This window comes from Vibrio sp. THAF64, from assembly GCF_009363455.1.
Classification (GTDB): domain Bacteria; phylum Pseudomonadota; class Gammaproteobacteria; order Enterobacterales; family Vibrionaceae; genus Vibrio; species Vibrio coralliilyticus.
The window spans coordinates 1,340,727-1,363,087 of sequence record NZ_CP045355.1; the positions used below are offsets into that span (position 1 = coordinate 1,340,727).

The following is a 22,361-nucleotide window of genomic DNA, read 5'->3' on the forward strand; positions in this document are numbered from 1 at the left end:
ACGTTTAGCGCTAGAGTCCGCTAGCGCTAATTAACTCATTGATTTGTGTATTGAACTCAATATCACTTAAATTACTGAGTTTGTACAGTATATCTGCACCAGTCAGGTCAAATTCAACGGTGTGTTCATCGATCTTGTCATCTTGGCGACGAAACATCAGGATATGATTGGCGATACGGGCGATGTCTAGGTAACTGACATCCACACTTTGCCTTTGCGTGGTTTGATTGGTGGCGACTTCGAGGAAATCGCTATCAAAACCCCAATGTTCTAGAACAAGGCGACTTGCATTGGAGCACTGGTTATTAAATATCTGGAACGCAATGTCTTCTGCGAGGTAATTACCTTGTTCCAAGTACATATGGTATTCGTTCACGATGCAAAATAAGCCAATATCAGCTAATAAACCTGTCAATAAAGCCTTATCTGTTTCCAGATTGCTATATCTTGGGTCGTTTGACTCTTTGAAACCTTTCACCACCATCACCATGGTAGCTGCCAATTCTCTAGAGTTATGAGCACTGTTAATCAGAACTTCATTGCAGCTACGGCTTAAATTCACGGAGTGCTTAAGCTGTTCGATGGCTTGTGCGGTCACAATATCACGCACTCGTAAAATGCCGAGACGTGATACCGCCGTGACCAAGTCGGTACACGTAATATTGCGGCGGTTGAAGATGACCGAATTAGCGACTCGGATAACAATGGCCGCAAGGCCTGGGTCTTCGAGCAAGCTATCCGCAACGTCCAATACTGTAGTTGCGTCTTGGGTACATAATTTTTGTATTTTTAAAACAACATCTGATATCGGTGGCAGGGTAATCTTGCCCGAGTTGATGGCGTGTTCAACTAATGTTGAAAATTCAGACTCGATGCCTTTAACCAGAAGTTCATTGTTTTCAGGAAGCCAATAAAAAGATAGGTGGTTCATGCTTGATCAGCTAAAGATTCTACTAGTTACAGTTTAACTTCCCGGACCATTATTATGCAAATTATTGATAAGTTAATTGAGAGTTTTTGTCCGATGTATTTTTTGCAGTGAAGTATGGAAACGACACTAGTGTGATGTCAGTCCCGAATTTATATGAATTTAGTTTTATTGGTGTGAGCTGTGCACAGACTTATTTTGTAACGTTAACTATCATTTATAGTACTTGCAGTCGGTATGCTAATAAAAACATAAACCATAGCTTCGCTGGCTGATTTACATTTTTCGCTTAAAGCTGCTGCTATCTGGTGATCATAAATAATCGGGGTTTTCTAGATTAGAAGGATCAATGGATATGACAGAGCAACAATTTATTAATTACGTTAACAAGTTTGGTAGTTTCCAAAAACGTTCAATGTTTGGTGGAACGGGTTTATTCAAACAAGACGCAATGTTTGCCCTAATGAGTGCTGACAAAGTGTTTATTCGAGGTGGTGACTATTTAGATGACAAATTGACGGATTTGGGCTGTATCAAGTACCGTCATGTTAAAAAACAAACGACTGCGACGGTGAATTATTACGATATTACTCATCTATTTAATAATAAAAATGAGCTTTTAGATGAGATTGTTGAGAATTCGATTAAGTTTTCGGTGTCTCAGCGTCACTATAAGAAGTCGTCAGCAAGTCGTCGTTTAAGAGATTTGCCGAACATGCAGCTCACACTAGAGCGCATGGTGAAAAAAGCGGGTGTTGTTGATGTTGACACCTTCTTGGAGCTCGGTGCACCTGAAGTGTTCTCTAAAGTGAAAGCGACATACGGCAATGATGTCGATGTTAAGCTACTTTGGAAATTTGCTGGTGCCATTGATGGTGTACATTGGAAGCTTATCCAAGAACCGCGTAAACGTCAGCTTCTAGCGAGTTGTGCGTAATACACTTGCTGAGTAACAGACATAAAAAAGCCGAGGTCAATGACCTCGGCTTTTTAGTATTTGGTTATCTCATTCTGAAATGTGTTATCAGAACTTGAATCGCGTTGTGAACATTAGCTGGTCACCATAGAAATCATTGATGCGCGCTTCAGCACCAATTGAGAAAAGCTCTGTTGAGTGGAAGCGTACGTACGCTGAACCAATCCAGTCATCGTTATCTTCGATGGAGACGTAGCCTGCTTTACCGCCTACTTCTAGTTGCGGACCTAGCCATTGACGAACCCCTAGGTTCAATTCCATACCCGTGTCAGTGCCTTTACCTTCTTTGCCACCAAAATCGACAAGGCGGAATAGCATTTCACCAGTAAAATCAGCCCAGTTGTTGATTGGTGCGTGGAAGCCAAAGCCTGCTGCCGCGTCATAATCACCTTCAAACTCTGAATCAACACGGCCAATCACATGAGCGTTTGGGTGGATAGATTTACTTGCAGCCGCGCCGAACGTTACAGGACTTGCGCCAATGCGAGCTTCCAGGTAATCGTAGCTGAAGTTACTCATTACGGTTGGGCTGTTTGGGTCGGTCTCTGCAAAAGCTTGACCAGATGCTAGCACAAGGGCTGCAGCTAAGATTGTTTTACGCATACGAAAGAAAAACCTATTCTTGTTAATTTCCTTGGTTTGGTGCGACGGAGCGCTGCCATATCGAGACATCATAATGCATTGTTGTAGTCCTACACTACAAAAATGTCATTGTTTTGTCGTTATTTACATGTTGAAGCAATCAATATGCCAAAATACGCACAATTTGGTGATCTATTCTCCAAAATTGATTCGGTTTTTTGCGACAGCATCTAATATCTGTTCTGTATCGAGAATGGCAGCCCAAGGCATCAAGTCAGCATTGTTCTCTATCATATATTGGGTAAGTTGTTTTTTGATGACATCGCGTAAGTTGTCCCCTCGCCAAGGTTTGGCAATGTAAAAATGCAGGCTGGAGTGATTCACAGCTTCTACTGTGTCTTCCAATCCGGCTTGACCAGTTAGCAATACTTTGCGTGCCGTTTGAGTGGATGCATTGTCATTAAGTTCAATGAGAAAGCTAATGCCAGTTTGCTCAGGCATTATGTGGTCGCAAAGAATGAGCGCTAGCTTCCCTCCCTCCTGCTCAGTTTCTTCTATGATAGATTTCGCTTCCGCGACAGATTCTGCAGCTTCAAGGTCGAAGTGCTCTTCAAAGCAGTCGAGATCCTGAATCACACTGTCTAGCACTTCGCGCTCATCATCGACACATAAGATTAGGTATTTAGTCATGTTGAGTCCTCACATTGTGTCGTGTGTCTGCAAGGGGAGCCACACTGACATTTTGGTGAATCGATTAGGTTCAGACTGAACTTCAATCCGCCCCCCATGTTGATGCACAATTTGCTGGCAAACTGATAGGCCAATGCCTAATCCAAAGTTGCCTTCCTTTTTAGTGGTAAAGTTGAGGGCAAAAATTTGACGCTGTAGCTTTTTGGAAATACCACAACCATTGTCTTCAATTGAAATAACAGCCCATTGTTGGTCGTTATAGCTGCGAGTCTCAGATTGAATCAAAAGTGTCCCTCTTTCAGGAAGAGCGTCAATGGCGTTGGATATGAGGTTAGTCCAGACTTGCTGCAAAGCCATTGGCATACACTGCATTAGTGGTAAATCACCGTACACTTTTTCTACGCCGTGCATCTTGAGTTTATTTTCAAAGATGACCAGCGTATCTTCAATTCCTTCATGAATGTCAGATAATCGAAACGTCTCATCGTCTGGGCGAGCGTAGCCTTTAAGGCTCTTGACCATGTCGGCGATACGTTGAGCACAAACATTGATGGATCGTAAAGTTGCTCCTGTAATGTGATAACTCTCAAGAAGGTCGAGCTCATGCGCTACTTCAGCTTGGTTGCTTTGAGTACGCTTCAACCATTCTTGATTGTCTTCTAACCCGAGTTTGACCAGCTTTTTAGCGATTCGACGTTCACCCACCTGAGATTCTATATTTTTGGCTAGTTGCCGTTCATCAGAAGTTGACCTCGGTTTGGAATCGAGAGATTTAGCCAGAATATCCGCTCCTAGAGTTTTGAGTCTGGATTGACCATTATCATCACTGACTAATTTATGAATGTTAGCCGTTAGCGTTTCCGTACTGCGAAGAATTGCCGCTACAGGATTGTTTAGCTCATGGGCAACGCCCGCGACCAATTGGCCTAGCATTGCCATCTTTTCACGCTCAATGAGTTGTTGATGGGCAGACTCTAGGGATTCAAGCGTCTTTTGCAGTTCGAGCTTAGTATTAATACTGCGCTGCAGGCGACGATTGAAATGACGCAGAAGTAGGTTAGTAAACAAAGGAAGCAGGGTGGTGTTGGAATGCATGACTTTAGCGAAAATGTCTCGGTCGAGTTTTATTACCTCAGTTTGTTTTAAAGTCAGTGCTGTCGAGAATGAGGGCTCACCCGTGACAAACGACATCCCTCCGACAATATTACCTTTGTTGTGTCTGACCACCTCGCGCTGTATTCCTAGTTCGTCTTTTTTATATAGCGCAACTTCTCCTTTGGTAATGAACCAGAGAAATTGATTTTCTTCTCCTTCAATGGTGAGCAGATGTTCAGATGAATAGGTTCGGCAAGCGCGAGTGTCGTCCTGATCTGAGAAGAACTCATGCAAAGCTGAGATAACTTGCTCAGCGAGCTCTTGATCGGAGAGCGTGTGATGATCAGTGATAAAACCCTCGCGATAGCTGCGCATTTTGAGTTCGATGTGTGCTCTAAGAAGACGCTGTTGATCGAGTATTTGACTATATGCGAGAAGGTTTTCTTCGTCGTGCTTTAGAATGAAAGTCGTGAGTTCTTTTTTGACCGTTTTGTATACCAAGTTGTCCTGCAACGGTTTAGTCAGACAATGATCCAGTCTACCTTCATTGACGGCAGACAGTATCGCTTGTATGTCTTGTCCGCAGCTGATCAAAATCTTACGTGCGCTTTGTGTATGGTGGCTTTTGTCTAACTGAATCAGAAATTCAGCGCCATTAAAGTTTTCATGATGGCTAGCCAGTACCAGCGCGACAGGTTGCTGATTTTCCTGACAGTAAGCCAGCGAAGCGTGTGCGTCTTCGATTGTATCAGCCGTATGTATGTCGAACCTTGCCGCGAATTGACCCAGCTCTCGTCGCAGTTGCTCTACACTAATAGGATTGTTGTCTAAGCACAGTAAGGCATACTGATTCACTGTTGTCGCCTGTCTCTAATGAACTCCCTGATCTGAAATTACTCTAACAAGGATTACTCAGAGTGACTGAGACACAGGTTTTAGATTCGTCTTCGATTTGTGAAGAAAGCCAATACTCTGATTTAACTCAATGTTTTTTGGTGTAAACTGCAAGAAATACCTAAGTGAAGATAATTACATGCATCAGTTGAAAAAATACGGCGCTATTGGTGGCGCAATCGCTTTGGCTTTATGTTGGCCTCTGGCGGTAGGACAAATTGGACAAAATGTTATCCATGATGGCATTACGCATCTAAGCAATGATTCAGTGAAAGCTGAAGTTGTTTCCTACAACCGCGGCTACCTCTCTTCTGAAGTACAAACTCGTTACACGGTTGCGGATCCTGAGCTTGCCAGCCAACTGGAAATTGATGGCTTGCCGACGGAATTCGTCGTGAATAGCCATGTCACTCACGGTTTGTTTAGTTTGAAAGCAGAGTCCACGTTGGAAAATGCGGAGCAGTTTCCTTTAACGATGACAACGGTGACTCAACTTAACGGCAATACGGACTACTCGTTGGAGCTGGGTAACTGGCATCAAACAACCGAAGGTGACGGGGGCGCTATGGTATCAGTGACACCTTCGTCTCTGAAAGGCCATGTTACGGTGTTGGGAGAAGTCAGCTACGACCTTAACATTCCTTCCGTTGAAGTCGATTTCGATACAGGTGAAAAGATGCTGCTGTCGAACATCACAGGCTCGGGCCTTGGCAGAAAGCAAAACAGTTTTTGGCTGGGCGACCAGAAAATCAACATTGCGGAAGTGTCGGTTCTCGATTCCACACAAGCCCCTTTGTTCTCTCTGAAAAGTGGTCAGTATCAGTTTGCTTCTTCACTTGATGATGCCTCTCAACGTGTAAATAGCAAACATGTTGTGAGCGTTGATAAATTACTTATGTCTGAAGACGAGGTGGACAACTTGGTGCTGGATTTAGAATTCGGCGATTTAGACAGCAGCTCATTTGAGCATTTGGTTAGTATGTATCAGAATAATCCGGTGCTGACGGCTGACGATATCCAAGATGCGATTCCTTACGTGGAAACCCTATTTTCTAAAGGTTTCTACCTATCTATGAATAAGATGGCTCTGACCTTAGGTGACAATGGCGAGTTCGAAAGTACATGGAAAATTACCGTTCCAGAAGGAACCACCAATGTCACTCAAAACCCTGCCAACATTCTTCCTTCTTTAACGGGGAACTTAGACACGTTTTTCTCCAATGGCTTGGTTGAACAGTATCCTTTCATTAAACAGGGTGTCGATGAAGCGATGGTGATGGAGTTTGTTAGTCAGAACGATAAGGGCTACCAGATTCAGGCTGAGCTAAAAGATGGCAATCTTGTATTCGAAAACGGGCAGCAAATACCTTTGATGGCGATACTATTGCCAGCAATGATGCAGCCATAAGTTAGGATTTTTATCACTTACATGAAAAAGAGGTCTAAAGACCTCTTTTCTTGCTTTTTATACGTGAGAAAACGTGCTATTAATCCTGTCATTACTTATTGAAAGCATGAGCAAGGAATCTCGAAATGGACAATGTTTATAACTTTAGTGCCGGACCAGCGGGGCTGCCTAGAGCTGTAATGGAAAAAGCACAATCCGAATTCGTTGAGTGGAACGGATTGGGCACATCTGTGATGGAAATTAGCCACCGAAGCAAAGAGTTTATTAAGGTTGCTGAGGATGCAGAACAAGATCTTCGTGACCTACTGAATGTTCCTGACAACTACAAAGTCTTGTTCTGTCAGGGTGGTGCTCGTGCACAGTTTGCTGCTGTCCCATTAAACCTATTAGGTAGTGCTAAGAAAGCGACCTACGTTGATGCAGGATACTGGGCAGAAAGTGCAATCAAAGAAGCAGAAAAATACTGCGAAGTGGATGTATTTAATGCCAAAACCACAAAAGAAGGTAAATTGGCGGTCACTGATGCATCAGAATGGAAGATTGACCCTCAATCCGCTTATGTACATTTTTGTCCAAATGAGACTATCGATGGTATCGAGATTTCAGAACTGCCTAAGACGGATAAACCCATCGTTGCGGATATGTCATCCAACATACTTTCAAGAGAGATCGACGTCTCTCAATACGGGGTTATTTACGCTGGTGCTCAAAAGAATATTGGCCCTGCGGGGATCTGTATTGCCATCGTCCGTGATGACTTGCTGGATCTTGCTCATGAACTTTTACCGAGCTTCATCAGCTACAAGATGTTGGCAGAGAAAGACTCAATGTTTAATACGCCACCGACTTTCGCTTGGTACTTGTCTGGCTTGGTGTTTAAGTGGTTGAAAGAGCAGGGTGGTGTCGCGGCTATGGAGCAGATTAACCGCGAGAAAGCAGCGATTCTTTATGAATGTATTGATAGCTCTGATTTCTATAAAAACGAAGTTTGCGCTCAGAATCGTTCACGAATGAACGTACCCTTCCAGCTTGCTAAACCTGAACTGGATGGCCTATTCCTAGAACAGGCTGCAGCGAAAGGCCTTGTTTCGTTGAAGGGCCATCGTGCTGTCGGTGGTATGCGTGCTTCAATTTACAATGCAATGCCTGTAGAAGGTGTAAAAGCTCTGGTTGAATTCATGAAGGAATTTGAAGCAGCAAACGCGTAATCCGGAGAGATAAAGTAAAGGCTTAGCCATTGAGGCTAAGCCTTTTTTATTGATTAAAGTTTAAAACGAGCGACAACTTGTTCCAGTTCCTCGACTTTTCGGTAAAGCTGGCTGACCGCTTGAGCGCCATCTTGAGTGGTGCGAACCGAGTTGTCGGCAATTTGGCTGATGGTATTGATGTCACGCGACATCTCTTGTGCTGCTGTAGCTTGCTCATTTCCGGCAGTTGCGATCATATCGATCATTTGGTTCACATCCTGAGCACGGGACACGATCTGTGTTAGGGCATCCCCGGCAGAATTAGAGAGGGTTACACCTTCTGCAACTAAATGAGTCCCTTCGCTCATCCGCTCTACGGCCTGACGTGTTTCGTTCTGAATCGAGCTTATCAAACCGCCTACCTCTTCTGTCGCTTTTGAGGTTCTTTCAGCCAGACTTCGTACTTCGTCAGCGACCACGGCAAACCCTCGACCAAGTTCACCAGCTCGTGCGGCTTCAATGGCTGCATTGAGCGCGAGCAAGTTGGTTTGTTCGGCGATATCGTTAATGACTTTGATGACGTTACCGATCTCTTCTCCGCGTTTACCTAAACTGTCGACAGTTTCTGCGGTTTCATTGACGACTTCGGAGATCCGATTCATGCCATTGACGGTTTCTTGCATCAATTTACCGCCATTGGTTGCTTCCTCACCAGCCTGACGTGAACTTGCTGCAGCGTCAGTGCTTTGATCTGCAACCTGATTGACGGTAACAGTCATCTCTTCGACAGCACTGGCGATTAGTGTAGCTTTGTCTGCTTGTTCCTCAATACCAGAAGCAACCAATTTAGTTGTGTCCTCGACCATTTGCGTGTTGCTAGCAACTTCAGAAGCAACACTTGTGATATTGGATAACACACTTCTGAGAGACTGTTGCATTGCATCAATTGCACGAGCGAGTTCACCCAGTTCATCTTTGTTGGTTTCATTGATCGGCGGTTCTGACAAATCACCGTCAGCAATGGACTTGGCTTTTGCTGCAATCACATCTAGTCTCTGACGGATGATGTTTAGTAGGCCCCAAGCGACAGCAATGCCGACAACCAACACCACAATAACATTTATGGTCAGCCAGAAAATAATGGTCGACATATTGTTGTTGAGTTCTGCTAAGGCTTGGATAGAGTCGTTGGTTTCTTCTGTGGCCGAGTTATTGAGGATTTCTTCCAGCGGAAGAATAATAGATTGCTTCAATTCACCGACCAGCATGTTTGCTGATCTCTTACCCGAAGGGTCGTAGCCTTCAAAGACCTCCTGAGCAATACGAATAATGTCGTAGTAATACTGTTCAACCTCGTCGATTTGGCTTGAAGCTTGCGGATCTGGTTCTAGAGGACGGAGTTTATCGAGATATCCTGCAAAGGCGCCGGCATCATTGTTAAAGGTGTCTCGTGCTGCTGGGTCACCCATAATGTAGGCATTGAGCGTTGCAATCATATCGCCGGCTTCGTCGACCAACTCAAGATAATAACGAATACTCGGTAAGTCTTGATTCAAAGTCCTATCGAGCTCGGTGCTTTTATAGGCTTCGGTAAAACGCTTTTCTGCGAGTTGATCGAGTAAATCCTCCAACGGTGCCCCAATGTTTTTGGTCAGCTGATTGATTTTATCGATAGCTTGCTGTTCATCGGCGGGGTTGAATTTGGTGAAGATGCCTTGGTTAATGCGTTCAATGTATTGGTTCGCTAGGCTAATGATGCGATCCATTTTCTCGACGTCGGAGGCTTTAGCCGACTCTAGCGCACGTAATCGCAAGTATTGCTGCTGGAATTCATTGGCATTCTCTTCAAAAGCATTGCGTTGCCCTGCATCGCCATTGAGATATTCGAGGGCGTTAGTTTGTAGGCTTCCAATTGCATCCAATACGTTGAAGTAGGCCAACACTCCGGGTACATCATCAGACTCTATTTCCTGTGAAATGGTGGCAGATTTGTTGACGAGAGACCAGACGATGAAAGCTAAAATCAGGGTGGTAATTATTATTATTGAAAAGCCCATATAGAGGGCATGGGACAGACGAACGTTCATCTCTATCTCTCCATCGGGAGTTGGATTCCAATGAACTAAGTATGGAACCTATGAACCAAGGCGCAAATAATTAATAAATTTATCCGTAGTAGGCGAGTTAGAAGGGATTGATGACAATAAAAAATCGCAGCCTAAGCTGCGATTTTAAAATGTGTCAGAGTGGGTTGCTTATCGACGTTTAGGCTTGCGACCTGCCGAAGGTTTTCCGCCCGCTGGTGGCTTACTGTTACTATGACCGCCCGGCTTACCATTTCGACCACCTGTTGGTTTACCACCGTTACCTGAGTTGCGGCTATTGTTTGGTTTTTTCTGACCAGAGCCGTTCATCTTTTCAAACCCTGGCTGACTTTTTGTATGTTTAGTCGCGAAACGGTTTGAGCCATGACGACCAGATTTTCTTCGCTGTGCGGGAGTCAGGGCTCCATTGTCTTCTGCTGGTACCAGACAGCTCTGTTTGTCACCAATTAAGTGCTTTTTGCCCATGCTAATAAGCGCTTCGCGAATTAGCGGCCAGTTAGCCGGATCATGGTAACGCAGTAGGGCTTTGTGCAAGCGGCGCTGGCGCTCTCCTTTCGCTACTGGCACTTCTTCGCGTTGTTTGTACTTAACACGCTTAAGTGGATTGGTTTCCGAGTAGTACATCGATGTGGCGTTACACATCGGTGATGGATAGAAGTTTTGTACCTGATCACACTCGAAGTCGTTCTTCTTAAGCCACAGCGCTAAGTTCAGCATGTCTTCATCTTCGGTGCCCGGGTGCGCAGAGATGAAGTAAGGGATCAGATACTGCTTCTTGCCTGCTTCTGCACTGTACTTCTCAAACATTTCTTTGAAACGATCGTAAGTTCCCATGCCAGGCTTCATCATTAGGTTCAGTGGACCTTTTTCTGTGTGCTCAGGTGCGATCTTCAGATAACCGCCAACATGGTGAGTAACTAACTCTTTAACGTATTCAGGTGACTCGATGGCCAAATCGTAACGAACGCCAGAAGCTATCATCACTTTTTTGACACCTTCCACTTTACGTGCTGCGCGATACAGATCGATAGTGTGCTTGTGGTCGGTATTCAGCTTGTTACAGATCCCAGGGAAAACACACGATGGACGGCGACAGTTTGCTTCAGCTTTCGGATCGCTACAGCCGAGTCGATACATGTTTGCCGTTGGACCACCAAGGTCGGAAATGGTACCAGTGAAGCCTGGTACTTTGTCTCGGATTTCTTCAAGCTCGTTTATGATCGACTCTTGAGAACGGTTTTGGATGATACGACCTTCGTGCTCAGTAATAGAACAGAAAGAACAGCCACCAAAACAGCCACGCATGATGTTCACGGAGGTTTTGATCATGTCGTAGGCAGGAATCTTTGCTTTACCATATTTCGGGTGCGGTACACGTGCGTAAGGCAGGCCGAAAACGTAATCCATCTCCTCCGTTGAAAGAGGAATCGGAGCTTGGTTAACCCAAAGTTCACGATCACCGTGACGTTGAATTAATGCGCGACCAGAATATGGGTTAGTCTCAAGGTGCATAATACGGCTGGCATGAGCGTAGAGAATTCGGTCATTATTCAGCTTTTCAAAATGCGGGATACGTACCGCAGTTGTTGCTGCATCGTGACGAGAAGGACGAATAGCGATAGGCTTCGCTTCAGGCTCTTCAGTTTTCGCTTTGGTGTCACACTGTTCTTCTACCGTATATGGGTTCGGTGGGATGAAAGCTTCTTTACGCGGTTTTTCAATACGTGAAGAGTCAATGATCTTATAGCCTTCTGGCTCCGCTGGCAGGCTGACAACCGTACCGCGAATATTAGTCATCGTGCCAATCTCTTCACCATCAGCCAATCGGTGGGCAACTTCAACCAGTGCGCGCTCTGCGTTACCAAATAGTAAGATATCTGCTTTTGCGTCAAACAAAATGGAGCGACGAACTTTATCGGACCAGTAATCGTAGTGGGCTAAACGACGTAAGCTGGCTTCGATTCCCCCAAGAACAAGCGGCACACCTTTGTAAGCTTCACGACAGCGCTGAGAGTATACTAATGTCGCGCGATCAGGGCGTTTACCGCCTTCGTTGTTTGGTGTATAGGCGTCATCATGGCGTAGCTTACGGTCAGCTGTATAACGGTTGATCATTGAGTCCATGTTGCCAGCAGTGATGCCGAAGAACAGATTTGGTCGACCCAATTGAGTGAAAGCATCTTTATTGTGCCATTCAGGCTGTGCAATGATACCGACACGAAACCCTTGAGCTTCAAGCAGGCGACCGATAATTGCCATACCAAAGCTTGGGTGATCCACGTAAGCGTCGCCAGTCACGATTATAATGTCACAGCTGTCCCATCCTAGGGCATCCATTTCCTTACGACTTGTCGGTAGGAAAGGGGCATTACCGAAGCACTCTGCCCAGTATTTTTTGTGCTCATGAATAGGGGTGATATTGCTGTACATATTTTGTTCTCTGTTCCAGGGAGCGCGAATTATAGCGGCTTGAGAGACTACTATCTACCTCAACATGTCCCTAGATTCTTCATGCCTAATGCACGTCCTATTAGTTATGCATCAGGTTGTTGTTAGTTGTGTTAGCTATATAACGGATTACGCCTTCATATGGGACTAATATTATAGGGTGGTGATGAATATAAAATTTGAGGTGTGTGCTTATGCATGGCGTAGATTCCGAGATAGCTGTGGAAGAGAAAGCAGCCCCCCATCGTCAGCGCAAATACCAAACGTACACCTGGCAGCTAGATCTTGTTACTCAGGAGTTTAGTTGCGAGCCCGAGGCGATGAAACGGCTCTTTGGCTGTCATAAACCCACCATTTCAGCCAAGGAGCTACTCAAGCTGCTGCCGACGACTCAGCGTCGTATGGCTCGTACTATGTTTAAGTCCGCATTAGCTTCCGACAAAACTCATTCATTCCATTGCTGCTTACTTACACCCAATAGCTTGTTCACTTACGTAGAGTTCATCATCCAAGCGGAAAGTGAGTTTGTGCTAAAAGGCGTGGTTGCTCCGTGTTTGGTTATTCCATCGAGAATGGTCGCAGCGGATATTTTTTATTCTGTATTTGAGAACAGACACCATGGTGTCTTAGTGACGGACTCAGAAACCCGAATCCTTGCGTGTAACCGCCATTTTGAGCGAATTACAGGCCATCAGCTCGAAGATATTCTGGGCTTAAAAACGAATATTCTGAACGCAGAAAAACTTAGCGCAGATTATTACCGTGACCTGTGGCACAGCATCGAACGGCATGGTCACTGGAGTGGTCCTATGCTGACTAAAAAAGCGGACAACTCCGTCCTACCCCAAGAATTAACTATTCATAAGATTGAGCCGGGAAACGGTGAATCTTACTTTTTGGGGTTGTGTGCAGATTTATCTAATCAGCTTCACCGAATTGACGACCGAGAAACTGGCGGTGTTGATTTACTGACTCAATTACCGTCTCCAGAGCGGTTTTTAGAGCAGCTGGACAAAGAGTATGGTGATAACCAAGGTGAAGAGTTGCTGATAATGCTGGCGTTACAACCGCAGTTTCCGTTGGCGAATGAGCAAGAGGTTAAACGTCAGTTTGCTAGCTACATTGCTGAAAACTCCTTGGTTCCGTATGCAAGCTATATTGGTGATGGTCGGTTTGCGGTGACATTGAGTGTAGAAAACTCCCAGGGGACTGAAAATGTTCGCGCTATTAGGAAGATGATTAAAGCCTTTTTCCACAGCTTCAAGCATGCTCAGGGCACTGTCGCTCAATCGCTCAAGTTTGGTCTAACAGGGGTTTCCGTAATGCACTCAGATGCCAAGTCGCCCAGGCAGCTGTTGTCTCATGCATTGCAGTCTCTGCTTGAACTCCATTCTGGCGAAAGTAAGAGGATTGCGTTTTATGATCGCGAGATCCATGAACAAGTGGAGCGTAAAAAGCAGCTAGAGAGTTGGGTCGAGCAAGCCATCTTGGCGGAGACAATCGACGTTTTTTTCCAGCCAATTATCGATATTAAGAAGGGTAGAATCGACAAATTTGAGGCCCTATGTCGTTTTCCTGTCAACGAAACGACGAGTGCATCAACGCAGGAGCTTATCAATATTGTCGAAGACCTTGATTTAATTGTCAGTTTGGATGACGTCGTTAACCGAAAAGCTATGTCTGTGCTACCGGAGCTGCAGCAACTGTTTGGCGACCATGTTGGGCTATCTGTCAATCGTTCATTCAATACCAAGCAAGACATCGCGGAGATCCTTCGCCACAGCGCCCAGCTCATCGATCAAAGTGGCATCAAACCGGATATGTTGACGATTGAGTTTACGGAAAGTGCGTATTTTGATGGCGACAGTTACCAAGAGCAGTTGCTTGCAGCGATTCGAAAAGCTGGCGTATCCATTGCTGTTGACGATTTTGGTACAGGATGTGCGTCTTTCGATTATCTCAATAAGAGCTACTTTGATGTTTTGAAAATTGATCGAAGCTTTGTCCAAGGCATTCGCTTTGCTAGTCGGCAATATCATGTCGTCAATACCATTATTCAGTTGGCTCAGAAATTAAAACTTAAGGTCGTGGCTGAGGGCGTTGAAACAAGAGATGAATACCTAACGTTGCGTAGCTTGGGCGTGGATTGCATCCAGGGCTATTTTTTTTCCAAGCCATTGCCAATTGAAGCATTGAGAGTTGCTAAGAACTATTGTGAATTACCAACGAACAATGAGATGGAGAAAGGTCATGCAGGGACTATCGCAGAACTGATGACGGCGCAGCTTCCTCATATTGACCCAGGAGAGCCGCTATCCTTGATACACACTTATTTTAGCAATGTGGAAATTAATATTGTACCAGTGATCGAATCGCAACATTGTGTCGGTATCATTGATAGAGCTGCGCTGAATCTTCATATGACACCAAGTATGGGAACAGACCATGAGACCAGTAAAGAGCATACGATGTGGCACAAATCAGCACACCGCATGATGTCCGCACCAAAAACACTATTGGACTGGCACATATCGTTGAGTGAGGTTAAGGCGCTTATTGAGCGAGCACCTTTTCCATGGGTGTTGGTGGATGAAGAATCGAGATTCAAAGGTATTGTCGAGCAAGAAAGAATTGTTCAGTATCTTTTAAGCGGCCAGCCTGTGCATGAAGTACATGCTTTGTAGCTATAACGTTGGACAAATACCATTTGTACTTCAGCGATTACTCATTGTATCGATAGGGGTAAGGTAACGCTGGTGGCACTTATCTAAGCAAGTCTGCTATTATCCGCTTCCATTAAAAACAATAGTAATAGCTCACATCATGGTTCAACAATTGTTAGCAGTGTTTCCTCCTATGCTTTTAGGCGCTCAGTTAATTTTGACGCTTATTTTAGTCAAAGGAGATATTTGCCCAGGCCAGCGAGGTCGTATTCATAAAGTTCTCCCTGTTCTCGCCATTATGTGGCTAGCCGTCGCGTCGTTGAAAATCGAAGCCATGATGGTGGTGTTTGCGATTGCTTACTTTTACTCGCAGGTTCAGACCAAAAAAACTCGGGTACAAGGCCCATTGTGGGTGATGTATCTTGCCAATGGCCTGGCGCTGGCGTATGTCGCGATTGGTATTGGTGAGCAACCTGATTTAGCGGCTGGCCTAAACGTATTCGTTCAGATCATTCTTCTAGGCGCTCTGTTTGCTCACTTACTTCTTACTGTAGCCCGCACTAGGCTTCAGGCTTTTCATCGTATTTTACCAGTAACGGGTGTTATCTCGGCAATGCTGATGAGCCTAGCAATTCTTTTAAAAGCTTTTGGTCTAGAAGAAGCTGTCCTTACTCAGGCGACTCAGCCTTTGTTGATAGGTTTTGCTCTTCTTATTACGTCCGTCCTCACCTGGTGCTGGCACATCATTGTGTCGAAAACCGTCAACAAAATTCAGTTGGCAGTAGCATTGTTGACGTTGGTTTCGGCCACGACGTTTAATCAAGGCTTGTTCGTTCTTTAGAAGCGGCTCACTTTAAATTTGAGGATTTGAAGCTACGCTTGAGATAGGCGATCAGCACAGGAGTGTGGCTATGGATCTGAGTAACGTTGGAAGGTTAGATAGCATCATCTTGCTTGGTATCGTTAATGAAAAGCTGAGACTCGAATGTAACAGCTTTGAAGAGCTTGTGACCATGTATGAAATGGATGTCGAAACTGTGATTGGTAAGCTCGATGTCCTCGGCTATCAGTATGATCCTCTCACCAATCAGTTCAAATCTTATGACAGATAACACTTAAAAAGGAGGCTGATTGCCTCCTTTTTTATACCGTTTTTATCCCTTCCAAATGACTCTTCGATTGCTGTCTTGCAGTATTAAAAAACGCCTGAAGGTAACGTTTATCTTTGTCTGAATTGCGAGTCGCGGCGAAAAGGCGTCGCCATAAACCATCACCAAGCGAAATACTGGTTATCAACCCCTGACGAGAGAATTCGCTGATGGCCCAGTTTGGTAACGCGGCGACTCCCAAGCTTGCTGAGACCATTTGGACTAACATCAGAGTGTTATCAGCCTGTTTCCATTTTGCTGGTTCAATGCCTGCTGGGTGGAGAAAATGTTTCACCACATCCAGTCGGTTTTTTTGTACCGGATAAGACAACATGGTTTCGTTTTCCAAATCACTTGGTTCGACAGATGTGTTTGCCGCAAGCGGGTGATTGGTCGCGGTGACAAGGCGCATTTCAAAATCAAACAAGGGTTCATAATGGACTTCTGACCTAGGCTGGATATCCGAGGTAATGACTAAATCCAACTCGCCACTCATCAACGCAGGCAGAGGCTCGAAACCAAATCCCGATGAGAAGTCCAGAGTCACGCTTGGCCAAGCAACTTGGTACTCCCTCAAAGCTGGCATTAACCATTGGAAGCAAGAGTGACATTCAATTGCCATGTGCAGGCGTCCATTGACGTCTTCTTTCAGGCTGGCAAGTTCATTCTCTGCTCGGGCTAATCGTGGCAGCACTTGATCCGCCAAATTCAGAAGAATCTCGCCTTCAGATGTAAACCTTACCGGGCGTGTTTTTCGCAGAAATAACTGACCGCCAATTCTGGCTTCGAGATCTTTTATTTGATGAGACAAGGCTGACTGAGTGAGATGTAACGTCGTTGCGGTGGCGGTTAACGACCCCGTATCTCGCAACGTTGCTAATGTTTTCAGATGCTTAAGCTCAATCATGAAATCCCTTCAACCGTAATCACTGATGATGAATATAACTAACTTACCTGCATTTTTTAGGAGTGTAAACATCTAGACGTCTAAAAAGTCATATGACTTTGAATATGGAGATTTCACATGTAAGGCATAAGTAACATGAAATAATCTAATAAACAGGTTGAATAATTGGAACTTGTTCCGCCACTAGGTTGGCGAGATAGTTTAGCCATCCAGACGCCTTCTATGCCGTCTGAACAGAACATACATCTACGATTACAAACCAGAAGGATTAGGGCTATGACAACAACTCACATTTTGGGATACCCAAGAATTGGTGAAAAGCGTGAACTTAAGTTTGCGTTGGAGAAATACTGGCGTGGTGAAATTGAACAGGCTGAGTTAAAGGCCGTTGGCGCCGAGCTACGTAACAAGAACTGGCAGACGCAATCTGATGCAGATCTGAGTTTCGTTACTGCCGGTGATTTTGCTTGGTATGACCATGTACTTACCACGACTTTATTGTTGGGCCATGTGCCTAAACGCCATCGTGATGGCTTCCCGGATCTGGATACTTTGTTTAAAGTGGGGCGTGGGCAGTCGCAGGTGAATTGCGATTGTAATGGCTCTGCGGCATCAGACATGACCAAATGGTTTAACACCAATTACCATTATATTGTGCCAGAGTTCAGTGAAGACGATAGTTTTGACGTCAGTTGGCCGCAACTGTTTGAAGAGGTGAGTGAAGCAACGAAAGCTGGTCACAACGTGAAACCTGTTCTACTGGGGCCGATCAGCTATCTTTATCTTGGCAAAGAGGTGAATGAAGGGTTCGACCGCCTAACCTTGTTACCGCGTCTTCTTACGGCTTATCAGAACATCTTGTCAAAGCTGTCTAAGCAAGGGGTCGAATGGGTACAGATAGATGAACCCGTATTGTCGCTAGAACTCGAAAAACCTTGGTTAACTTCATTCAAACTCGCGTATCAGGTGATTCGCAGCGACATAAAAGTGCTGCTGACAACATATTTTGATTCCGTTGATGACACATTAGATAAGATTGTTGAACTCGATGTTGATGGTTTGCATATTGACCTAGCAGCCGCACCTCAGCAACTGAGCACCGTAGTATCTCGTTTGCCCAAAGAGTGGATACTGTCCGCAGGCGTGGTTAATGGACGCAACGTTTGGCGCGCTGATCTCAGCACACAGCTTGAGCTTTTGCAGCCTGTTAAGCAGCAATTAGGTGATAGGTTATGGGTCGCGAGTTCATGTTCATTACTGCATAGCCCAGTTGATTTAGAGCTTGAACCTGCGTTGTCGGAAGAAGTTCGCAGTTGGTTCGCCTTTGCCAAACAGAAGGTGCATGAAGTTGCTTTGTTAGGCAAAGCACTGGACGGCAACCAGCAAGCCATTCAAGAATGTGTTGTCTATAGTGCTCCAATTGAGGCTCGAAAAACAGCAACACACGTTAACAAACCTCAGGTGCAGGAGCGATTAAATCAAATCACCAAATCGCTGGCAGAGCGCAGCGCACCCTATGAGGAACGCGCAGAGTATCAAAGTGCTGTGCTAGGTTTACCGCTTTTCCCAACAACGACTATTGGCTCATTTCCTCAAACTCACGAAATACGAGTTCAGAGAAGTGCTTACCGTACTGGTCAAATGTCTGACTCTGAATATGTAGCAGCCCTAAAAGGGCATATCGAAGACGCCGTGAAGCGACAGGAAGCATTGGATCTCGACGTGCTGGTTCATGGTGAAGCTGAGCGAAATGATATGGTTGAGTACTTTGCAGAGAACTTGGCCGGTTTTCAAACAACAAAGTTTGGCTGGGTTCAGAGTTACGGGTCTCGCTGTGTGAAGCCTGCGATTGTCGTTGCAGACATTGAACGTGAGAAGCCTATTACCGTTGAGTGGTCGACCTATGCACAATCGCTGACGTCCAAACAAATGAAAGGTATGTTAACTGGGCCTGTAACCATCCTTTGCTGGACGTTTCCTCGTGAGGACATCAGTCGCAAGGAGATCACCAATCAACTAGCGCTTGCATTGCGTGATGAAGTGTCTGATCTGCAGGATGCGGGCATCAATATCATCCAGATTGATGAGCCGGCGATTCGTGAAGGTTTGCCACTTAAAAAACGTGACCATACAGAGTATTTAGAATGGGCGGTGGATGCTTTCAAAATTTCCGCAGCTAGTGCAAAACCAGAAACTCAGATACATACGCACATGTGTTACTCAGAGTTTAACGAGATCATCGACTCAGTCGCAGCACTGGATGCAGATGTGATTACGATTGAAACATCGCGCTCAAACATGGAGCTCCTTAAAGCGTTCGAAGAGTTTAATTACCCGAATGAGATTGGCCCAGGTGTCTACGATATTCACTCGCCTAACATCCCGAGTGAGGAGTGGATTGAAGGATTGATCAACAAAGCGGCTGAGAAGATCCCAGCGAAAAGGTTATGGGTGAATCCAGATTGTGGCTTGAAAACACGAAACTGGGCTGAAACAGAAGCGTCGCTAGCTAATATGGTGTCGGCGGCGAAAAAACTGCGTAAAGAGTTTGCGTAACGAAGGGACACCGTTGATGTGAAAATGCCGATCTATCGATCGGCATTTTTGTGTTTGGATAGAGTTAGAGAGATTCGCCATTCACAGTTACTTGAACATCAATATTACCGCGAACAGCGTTAGAGTAAGGGCACACCTGATGGGCAACGCGAGTCAATTCTAGAGCCTGTTCCTGAGGTAAATCCACTTCTGCAGCGAGGCTAATAGTCAGCGCAAATCCGCCATTATCATTTGGGCCAATCCCGACTTCTGCAGTGACTGGTGCTTGACTGATCGCCACTTTCGCTTCTCGAGCAACGTGCAAAATGGCATTAGAAAAACAGGCAGAGTAACCAGCCGCAAATAGTTGCTCTGGGTTGGTCGCTGCGCCACTGCCACCCATTTCTTTAGGGTAAGCAAGTTCTAGATCAAGTAAACCATCGTCAGTTTTCACTTGACCATTACGACCTGCAAGCGCTTTAGCTGAAGTTTTGTATAGAGTTGTCATGTCATCTTCCTTTTATTTGAGTTGTGTGCAATTTAATTGCCTGCAATATTAGATCGAAAATTATCTGGAATGCAACTATATTGTGCGCAATTTAAATGTTTTTATTTGATAGGTGTCGAATGAGTAAGTGTCAAAATGTAGAAAACATGACGGATGAAGAGAAGCTATTGCTGGATAATCAGGTTTGTTTCCCGCTTTACAGTGCGGCAAATGCAGTAATTCGCGCTTACCGACCTATGCTTGAACAGCTGGATCTTACCTACTCTCAATATTTGGTGATGATGTTGCTTTGGGAAAAAGATGGCGCCAGCGTAAAAGATTTGGGAACAAGGCTCCATCTTGATTCAGGCACATTGACCCCATTGCTGAAAAGGCTGGAAGTGAAAGGGTTTGTTGCCAGAGGCAGAAGCCAAGAGGATGAGCGTGTAAGAGTACTTAACCTGACCAATGCTGGTCAGGCGCTCAAGGATTCGGCGAAATCAGTGCCTAACGCGATGCGATGCAAAATTGATCTTGAGGTCGATGAACTGGTGACGCTTAAGCAACTATGCGAGAAGGTTCTGAACAATCTAGTTTAGGCTATACGCGATTATCCCCTGAACTAAAGGCAATCGTCTGGCTGATTTGGGTCAGGCTGCGCCCACTTTGTTGTTGCCATTCGGCGAACGCCTTATTGGCAGAATCCAGAGAGCGTTTGGTGTCTCTGCCACCTTCAATAATTTTGCAGTTTCTTAGGTAGGCTTCGACATCTCCAGACATAATGAAAGTGTCGACACCCATTTGGCGAAGGCTATATGGGCCGGTGTTACCTCCAAGTCGATTCCCTTTCTTCTTTAGGAAACTCCACAATTCAGTAATAGTTTCGCTTGGCCATTCGGCGATCATTTTGCCGAAAGAGCCATGTTCCAGAGACGCTTCATGAATCATTTGTGCGTTAGCGTGTATGGACTTCACTTTAGCGTGATGACGGATAATGCGTTCATCCGCGGCTTTGTTATCCCATTGCTCATCAGACAACATCAATAGTGGTTCGATCTTAAAACCGAAGAAGACCTCTTCAAAGTTAGGCCACTTGTTTCGAACCACACTCCATGAAATGCCACTTTGAAATACCTTCATACTGAATGCAGATAGCCAGCGATCGTTGGGAATGGCCGCAATTTCTTCTTTGCTCAGTGGGGTTGAAAGCAAGGCTTCCAGCTGGTCTTCGCCACCTTTGCGCTCTGCTGCTCGTTGATAGATATGTTCAAATTTTTCAACTGTCATGTGCTGTGTCCTTTTATTTTTCATTATCATAACAGCCTGTTATGCCTTATCTCAATTGACCTTGTCGGCAATTATTAAGGATGAAATCGGCAAAGGTCCTATTTTTCAAAGAGAGTCGTTTGCTCTTGTACAGCAAGTGAATAGGCTTGGGAGCAGGCACGTCTTGTTTGAGAATTTCCACTAGCCGACCATTGGCGAGATCGTCTTCAACCAAAATGGTAGGCTGCAGCATCACTCCAGCTCCTGATAGGGCAGCACTGCGCAACACTTCACCATTGTTTGAGGCAAGCCGGGTTTGGCCGCGTAGAAAGGCACTACTGGCAATTTGTGTCGTTATGCTTGCACTGCCTTCACTGTAACTAAAGCCGAGACATTGATGCTGAGTGAGGTCTGACACTGACTCGATTGGAGCATTTGCCGCAAGGTAAGCCGGAGAAGCGCAAAAAATAAGCGTGTAGTCGCCAAGGTAACGTGCGACCAGAGCTGAGTCTTCAAGGTTACCGATACGAATCATCATATCAGCATCGGTTAGGTGTGGGTCGATCAGTTCGTTACTGAGCTCCATCTCGACATTGATGTTTGGGTGTTGCGCGAGAAAGTCTGCAATGAGTGGAGCGAGTACCTTATTGCCGTAAGTGACCGGACAATTGATTTTCACCACTCCTTTTGGGCTGTTTTCTAAGGTTTGAATCAGATTCTCTGCATTGGCAAGATCTTCGAGAATTCGTTGGCACTCTTTGTAATAAAGCTGGCCTGACTCGGTCAATGTTTGTTTACGTGTAGTTCGATGGATCAGTTGAGTCGCCAGATGATTTTCCAAATGGCTAATGTGCTTGCTGATCATGGTCGGGGAAAGAGCAAAGTGGCTGGCGGCACTGCGAAAACTGCCATGTTCGACCACGTAAGCGAAGACCTTCATACTGGTGAATTTGTCCATTGAACACTCAGAGTTTACAAATAATCAACTAAAGCTAAGTTTATCAATTGAACGGAGATAATTACATTATGAAGTCTGAATAAT

Annotated in this window: 18 protein-coding genes; 8 read left to right on the forward strand and 10 right to left on the reverse strand. The window is 45.2% G+C overall.

Annotated features, from left to right (window positions below; genetic code table 11):
• Positions 1-10: 10 nt before the first annotated feature.
• Positions 11-931, reverse strand: coding sequence for an HDOD domain-containing protein (locus tag FIU99_RS06095; protein ID WP_006959033.1), 921 nt, complete (start codon positions 929-931; stop codon positions 11-13).
• Positions 932-1,277: 346 nt separating this feature from the next.
• On the opposite strand from FIU99_RS06095, the gene FIU99_RS06100 reads away from it, so the two are divergent.
• A complete protein-coding gene (locus FIU99_RS06100; RefSeq protein ID WP_029236136.1) occupies positions 1,278-1,865 on the forward strand; it encodes a TfoX/Sxy family DNA transformation protein in 588 nt (195 codons plus the stop codon).
• Between the two features lie 87 nt (positions 1,866-1,952).
• Here the strand turns inward: FIU99_RS06100 and FIU99_RS06105 are convergent, their stop codons facing one another.
• The 3 genes from FIU99_RS06105 to FIU99_RS06115 form a co-directional block, all read right to left on the reverse strand.
• Positions 1,953-2,507, reverse strand: coding sequence for a hypothetical protein (locus FIU99_RS06105; protein ID WP_006959030.1), 555 nt, complete (start codon positions 2,505-2,507; stop codon positions 1,953-1,955).
• A 171-nt stretch (positions 2,508-2,678) separates the two neighbouring features.
• The gene (locus tag FIU99_RS06110) at positions 2,679-3,176 is read right to left on the reverse strand and encodes a response regulator (RefSeq protein WP_006959028.1); all 498 of its coding nucleotides are present in this window, start codon (positions 3,174-3,176) and stop codon (positions 2,679-2,681) included.
• Positions 3,177-3,185: 9 nt separating this feature from the next.
• Entirely contained in the window at positions 3,186-5,126 is a 1,941-nt protein-coding gene (locus tag FIU99_RS06115) for an ATP-binding protein (RefSeq protein WP_006959023.1), read from the reverse strand.
• A gap of 178 nt (positions 5,127-5,304) precedes the next feature.
• Between FIU99_RS06115 and FIU99_RS06120 the strand changes: the two genes are divergently transcribed.
• Together FIU99_RS06120 and serC are read left to right on the forward strand one after the other, a co-directional pair.
• Complete coding sequence (locus tag FIU99_RS06120) at positions 5,305-6,573, forward strand: DUF945 family protein (RefSeq protein WP_006959021.1); 1,269 nt, start codon at positions 5,305-5,307, stop codon at positions 6,571-6,573.
• A gap of 125 nt (positions 6,574-6,698) precedes the next feature.
• Positions 6,699-7,781: a 3-phosphoserine/phosphohydroxythreonine transaminase gene (gene serC / locus FIU99_RS06125; RefSeq protein WP_006959019.1), complete on the forward strand. Its 1,083-nt coding sequence runs from the start codon at positions 6,699-6,701 to the stop codon at positions 7,779-7,781.
• A 53-nt stretch (positions 7,782-7,834) separates the two neighbouring features.
• Here serC and FIU99_RS06130 read toward each other — a convergent pair whose 3' ends face one another.
• Together FIU99_RS06130 and FIU99_RS06135 are read right to left on the reverse strand one after the other, a co-directional pair.
• Positions 7,835-9,847, reverse strand: a complete 2,013-nt coding sequence (locus FIU99_RS06130) for a methyl-accepting chemotaxis protein (RefSeq protein ID WP_039951637.1) — start codon at positions 9,845-9,847, stop codon at positions 7,835-7,837.
• Between the two features lie 168 nt (positions 9,848-10,015).
• Entirely contained in the window at positions 10,016-12,295 is a 2,280-nt protein-coding gene (locus tag FIU99_RS06135; protein WP_006959015.1) for a YgiQ family radical SAM protein, read from the reverse strand.
• A gap of 212 nt (positions 12,296-12,507) precedes the next feature.
• Between FIU99_RS06135 and FIU99_RS06140 the strand changes: the two genes are divergently transcribed.
• From FIU99_RS06140 to FIU99_RS06150, 3 genes are all read left to right on the forward strand, one after another.
• The gene (locus FIU99_RS06140) at positions 12,508-14,997 is read left to right on the forward strand and encodes an EAL domain-containing protein (protein ID WP_006959013.1); all 2,490 of its coding nucleotides are present in this window, start codon (positions 12,508-12,510) and stop codon (positions 14,995-14,997) included.
• A gap of 139 nt (positions 14,998-15,136) precedes the next feature.
• Positions 15,137-15,817 carry a hypothetical protein gene (locus tag FIU99_RS06145; protein WP_039951635.1) on the forward strand — a complete coding sequence of 227 codons (681 nt, stop codon included), beginning with the start codon at positions 15,137-15,139 and terminating at the stop codon, positions 15,815-15,817.
• A gap of 70 nt (positions 15,818-15,887) precedes the next feature.
• A complete protein-coding gene (locus tag FIU99_RS06150; RefSeq protein WP_006959008.1) occupies positions 15,888-16,088 on the forward strand; it encodes a DUF4250 domain-containing protein in 201 nt (66 codons plus the stop codon).
• Between the two features lie 31 nt (positions 16,089-16,119).
• Here the strand turns inward: FIU99_RS06150 and metR are convergent, their stop codons facing one another.
• Positions 16,120-17,031, reverse strand: coding sequence for an HTH-type transcriptional regulator MetR (gene metR, locus FIU99_RS06155; RefSeq protein WP_152472129.1), 912 nt, complete (start codon positions 17,029-17,031; stop codon positions 16,120-16,122).
• Positions 17,032-17,307: 276 nt separating this feature from the next.
• Here metR and metE point away from each other — a divergent pair, with 276 nt between their 5' ends.
• Positions 17,308-19,587 (forward strand): 5-methyltetrahydropteroyltriglutamate--homocysteine S-methyltransferase, encoded by a 2,280-nt coding sequence (gene metE, locus FIU99_RS06160; protein ID WP_006959004.1) that lies wholly within the window; start codon positions 17,308-17,310, stop codon positions 19,585-19,587.
• A 64-nt stretch (positions 19,588-19,651) separates the two neighbouring features.
• Here metE and FIU99_RS06165 read toward each other — a convergent pair whose 3' ends face one another.
• Positions 19,652-20,074, reverse strand: coding sequence for an organic hydroperoxide resistance protein (locus tag FIU99_RS06165; RefSeq protein ID WP_006959002.1), 423 nt, complete (start codon positions 20,072-20,074; stop codon positions 19,652-19,654).
• Positions 20,075-20,193: 119 nt separating this feature from the next.
• Here FIU99_RS06165 and FIU99_RS06170 point away from each other — a divergent pair, with 119 nt between their 5' ends.
• On the forward strand, positions 20,194-20,652 hold the full coding sequence (locus FIU99_RS06170; RefSeq protein WP_006959001.1) for a MarR family winged helix-turn-helix transcriptional regulator: 459 nt from the start codon (positions 20,194-20,196) through the stop codon (positions 20,650-20,652).
• 1 nt (position 20,653) lies between these two features.
• Here the strand turns inward: FIU99_RS06170 and FIU99_RS06175 are convergent, their stop codons facing one another.
• Both FIU99_RS06175 and FIU99_RS06180 read right to left on the reverse strand, forming a co-directional pair.
• Complete coding sequence (locus FIU99_RS06175; protein WP_006958999.1) at positions 20,654-21,340, reverse strand: DNA-3-methyladenine glycosylase I; 687 nt, start codon at positions 21,338-21,340, stop codon at positions 20,654-20,656.
• A gap of 46 nt (positions 21,341-21,386) precedes the next feature.
• Complete coding sequence (locus FIU99_RS06180; RefSeq protein WP_039951634.1) at positions 21,387-22,277, reverse strand: LysR family transcriptional regulator; 891 nt, start codon at positions 22,275-22,277, stop codon at positions 21,387-21,389.
• Between the last annotated feature and the right edge of the window lie 84 nt (positions 22,278-22,361).

Bases quoted from the DNA above. Each gene is read 5' to 3' on its own strand.
- FIU99_RS06180 (WP_039951634.1), bottom strand. From the start codon at position 22,277: ATGGACAAATTCACCAGTATGAAGGTCTTCGCTTACGTGGTCGAACAT.
- metR (WP_152472129.1), bottom strand. From the start codon at position 17,031: ATGATTGAGCTTAAGCATCTGAAAACATTAGCAACGTTGCGAGATACG.
- FIU99_RS06100 (WP_029236136.1), top strand. From the start codon at position 1,278: ATGGATATGACAGAGCAACAATTTATTAATTACGTTAACAAGTTTGGT.
- FIU99_RS06140 (WP_006959013.1), top strand. From the start codon at position 12,508: ATGCATGGCGTAGATTCCGAGATAGCTGTGGAAGAGAAAGCAGCCCCC.
- FIU99_RS06095 (WP_006959033.1), bottom strand. From the start codon at position 931: ATGAACCACCTATCTTTTTATTGGCTTCCTGAAAACAATGAACTTCTG.
- FIU99_RS06165 (WP_006959002.1), bottom strand. From the start codon at position 20,074: ATGACAACTCTATACAAAACTTCAGCTAAAGCGCTTGCAGGTCGTAAT.
- FIU99_RS06170 (WP_006959001.1), top strand. From the start codon at position 20,194: ATGAGTAAGTGTCAAAATGTAGAAAACATGACGGATGAAGAGAAGCTA.
- FIU99_RS06175 (WP_006958999.1), bottom strand. From the start codon at position 21,340: ATGACAGTTGAAAAATTTGAACATATCTATCAACGAGCAGCAGAGCGC.
- metE (WP_006959004.1), top strand. From the start codon at position 17,308: ATGACAACAACTCACATTTTGGGATACCCAAGAATTGGTGAAAAGCGT.
- FIU99_RS06150 (WP_006959008.1), top strand. From the start codon at position 15,888: ATGGATCTGAGTAACGTTGGAAGGTTAGATAGCATCATCTTGCTTGGT.
- FIU99_RS06145 (WP_039951635.1), top strand. From the start codon at position 15,137: ATGGTTCAACAATTGTTAGCAGTGTTTCCTCCTATGCTTTTAGGCGCT.
- FIU99_RS06130 (WP_039951637.1), bottom strand. From the start codon at position 9,847: ATGAACGTTCGTCTGTCCCATGCCCTCTATATGGGCTTTTCAATAATA.
- FIU99_RS06105 (WP_006959030.1), bottom strand. From the start codon at position 2,507: ATGCGTAAAACAATCTTAGCTGCAGCCCTTGTGCTAGCATCTGGTCAA.
- FIU99_RS06120 (WP_006959021.1), top strand. From the start codon at position 5,305: ATGCATCAGTTGAAAAAATACGGCGCTATTGGTGGCGCAATCGCTTTG.
- serC (WP_006959019.1), top strand. From the start codon at position 6,699: ATGGACAATGTTTATAACTTTAGTGCCGGACCAGCGGGGCTGCCTAGA.
- FIU99_RS06135 (WP_006959015.1), bottom strand. From the start codon at position 12,295: ATGTACAGCAATATCACCCCTATTCATGAGCACAAAAAATACTGGGCA.
- FIU99_RS06110 (WP_006959028.1), bottom strand. From the start codon at position 3,176: ATGACTAAATACCTAATCTTATGTGTCGATGATGAGCGCGAAGTGCTA.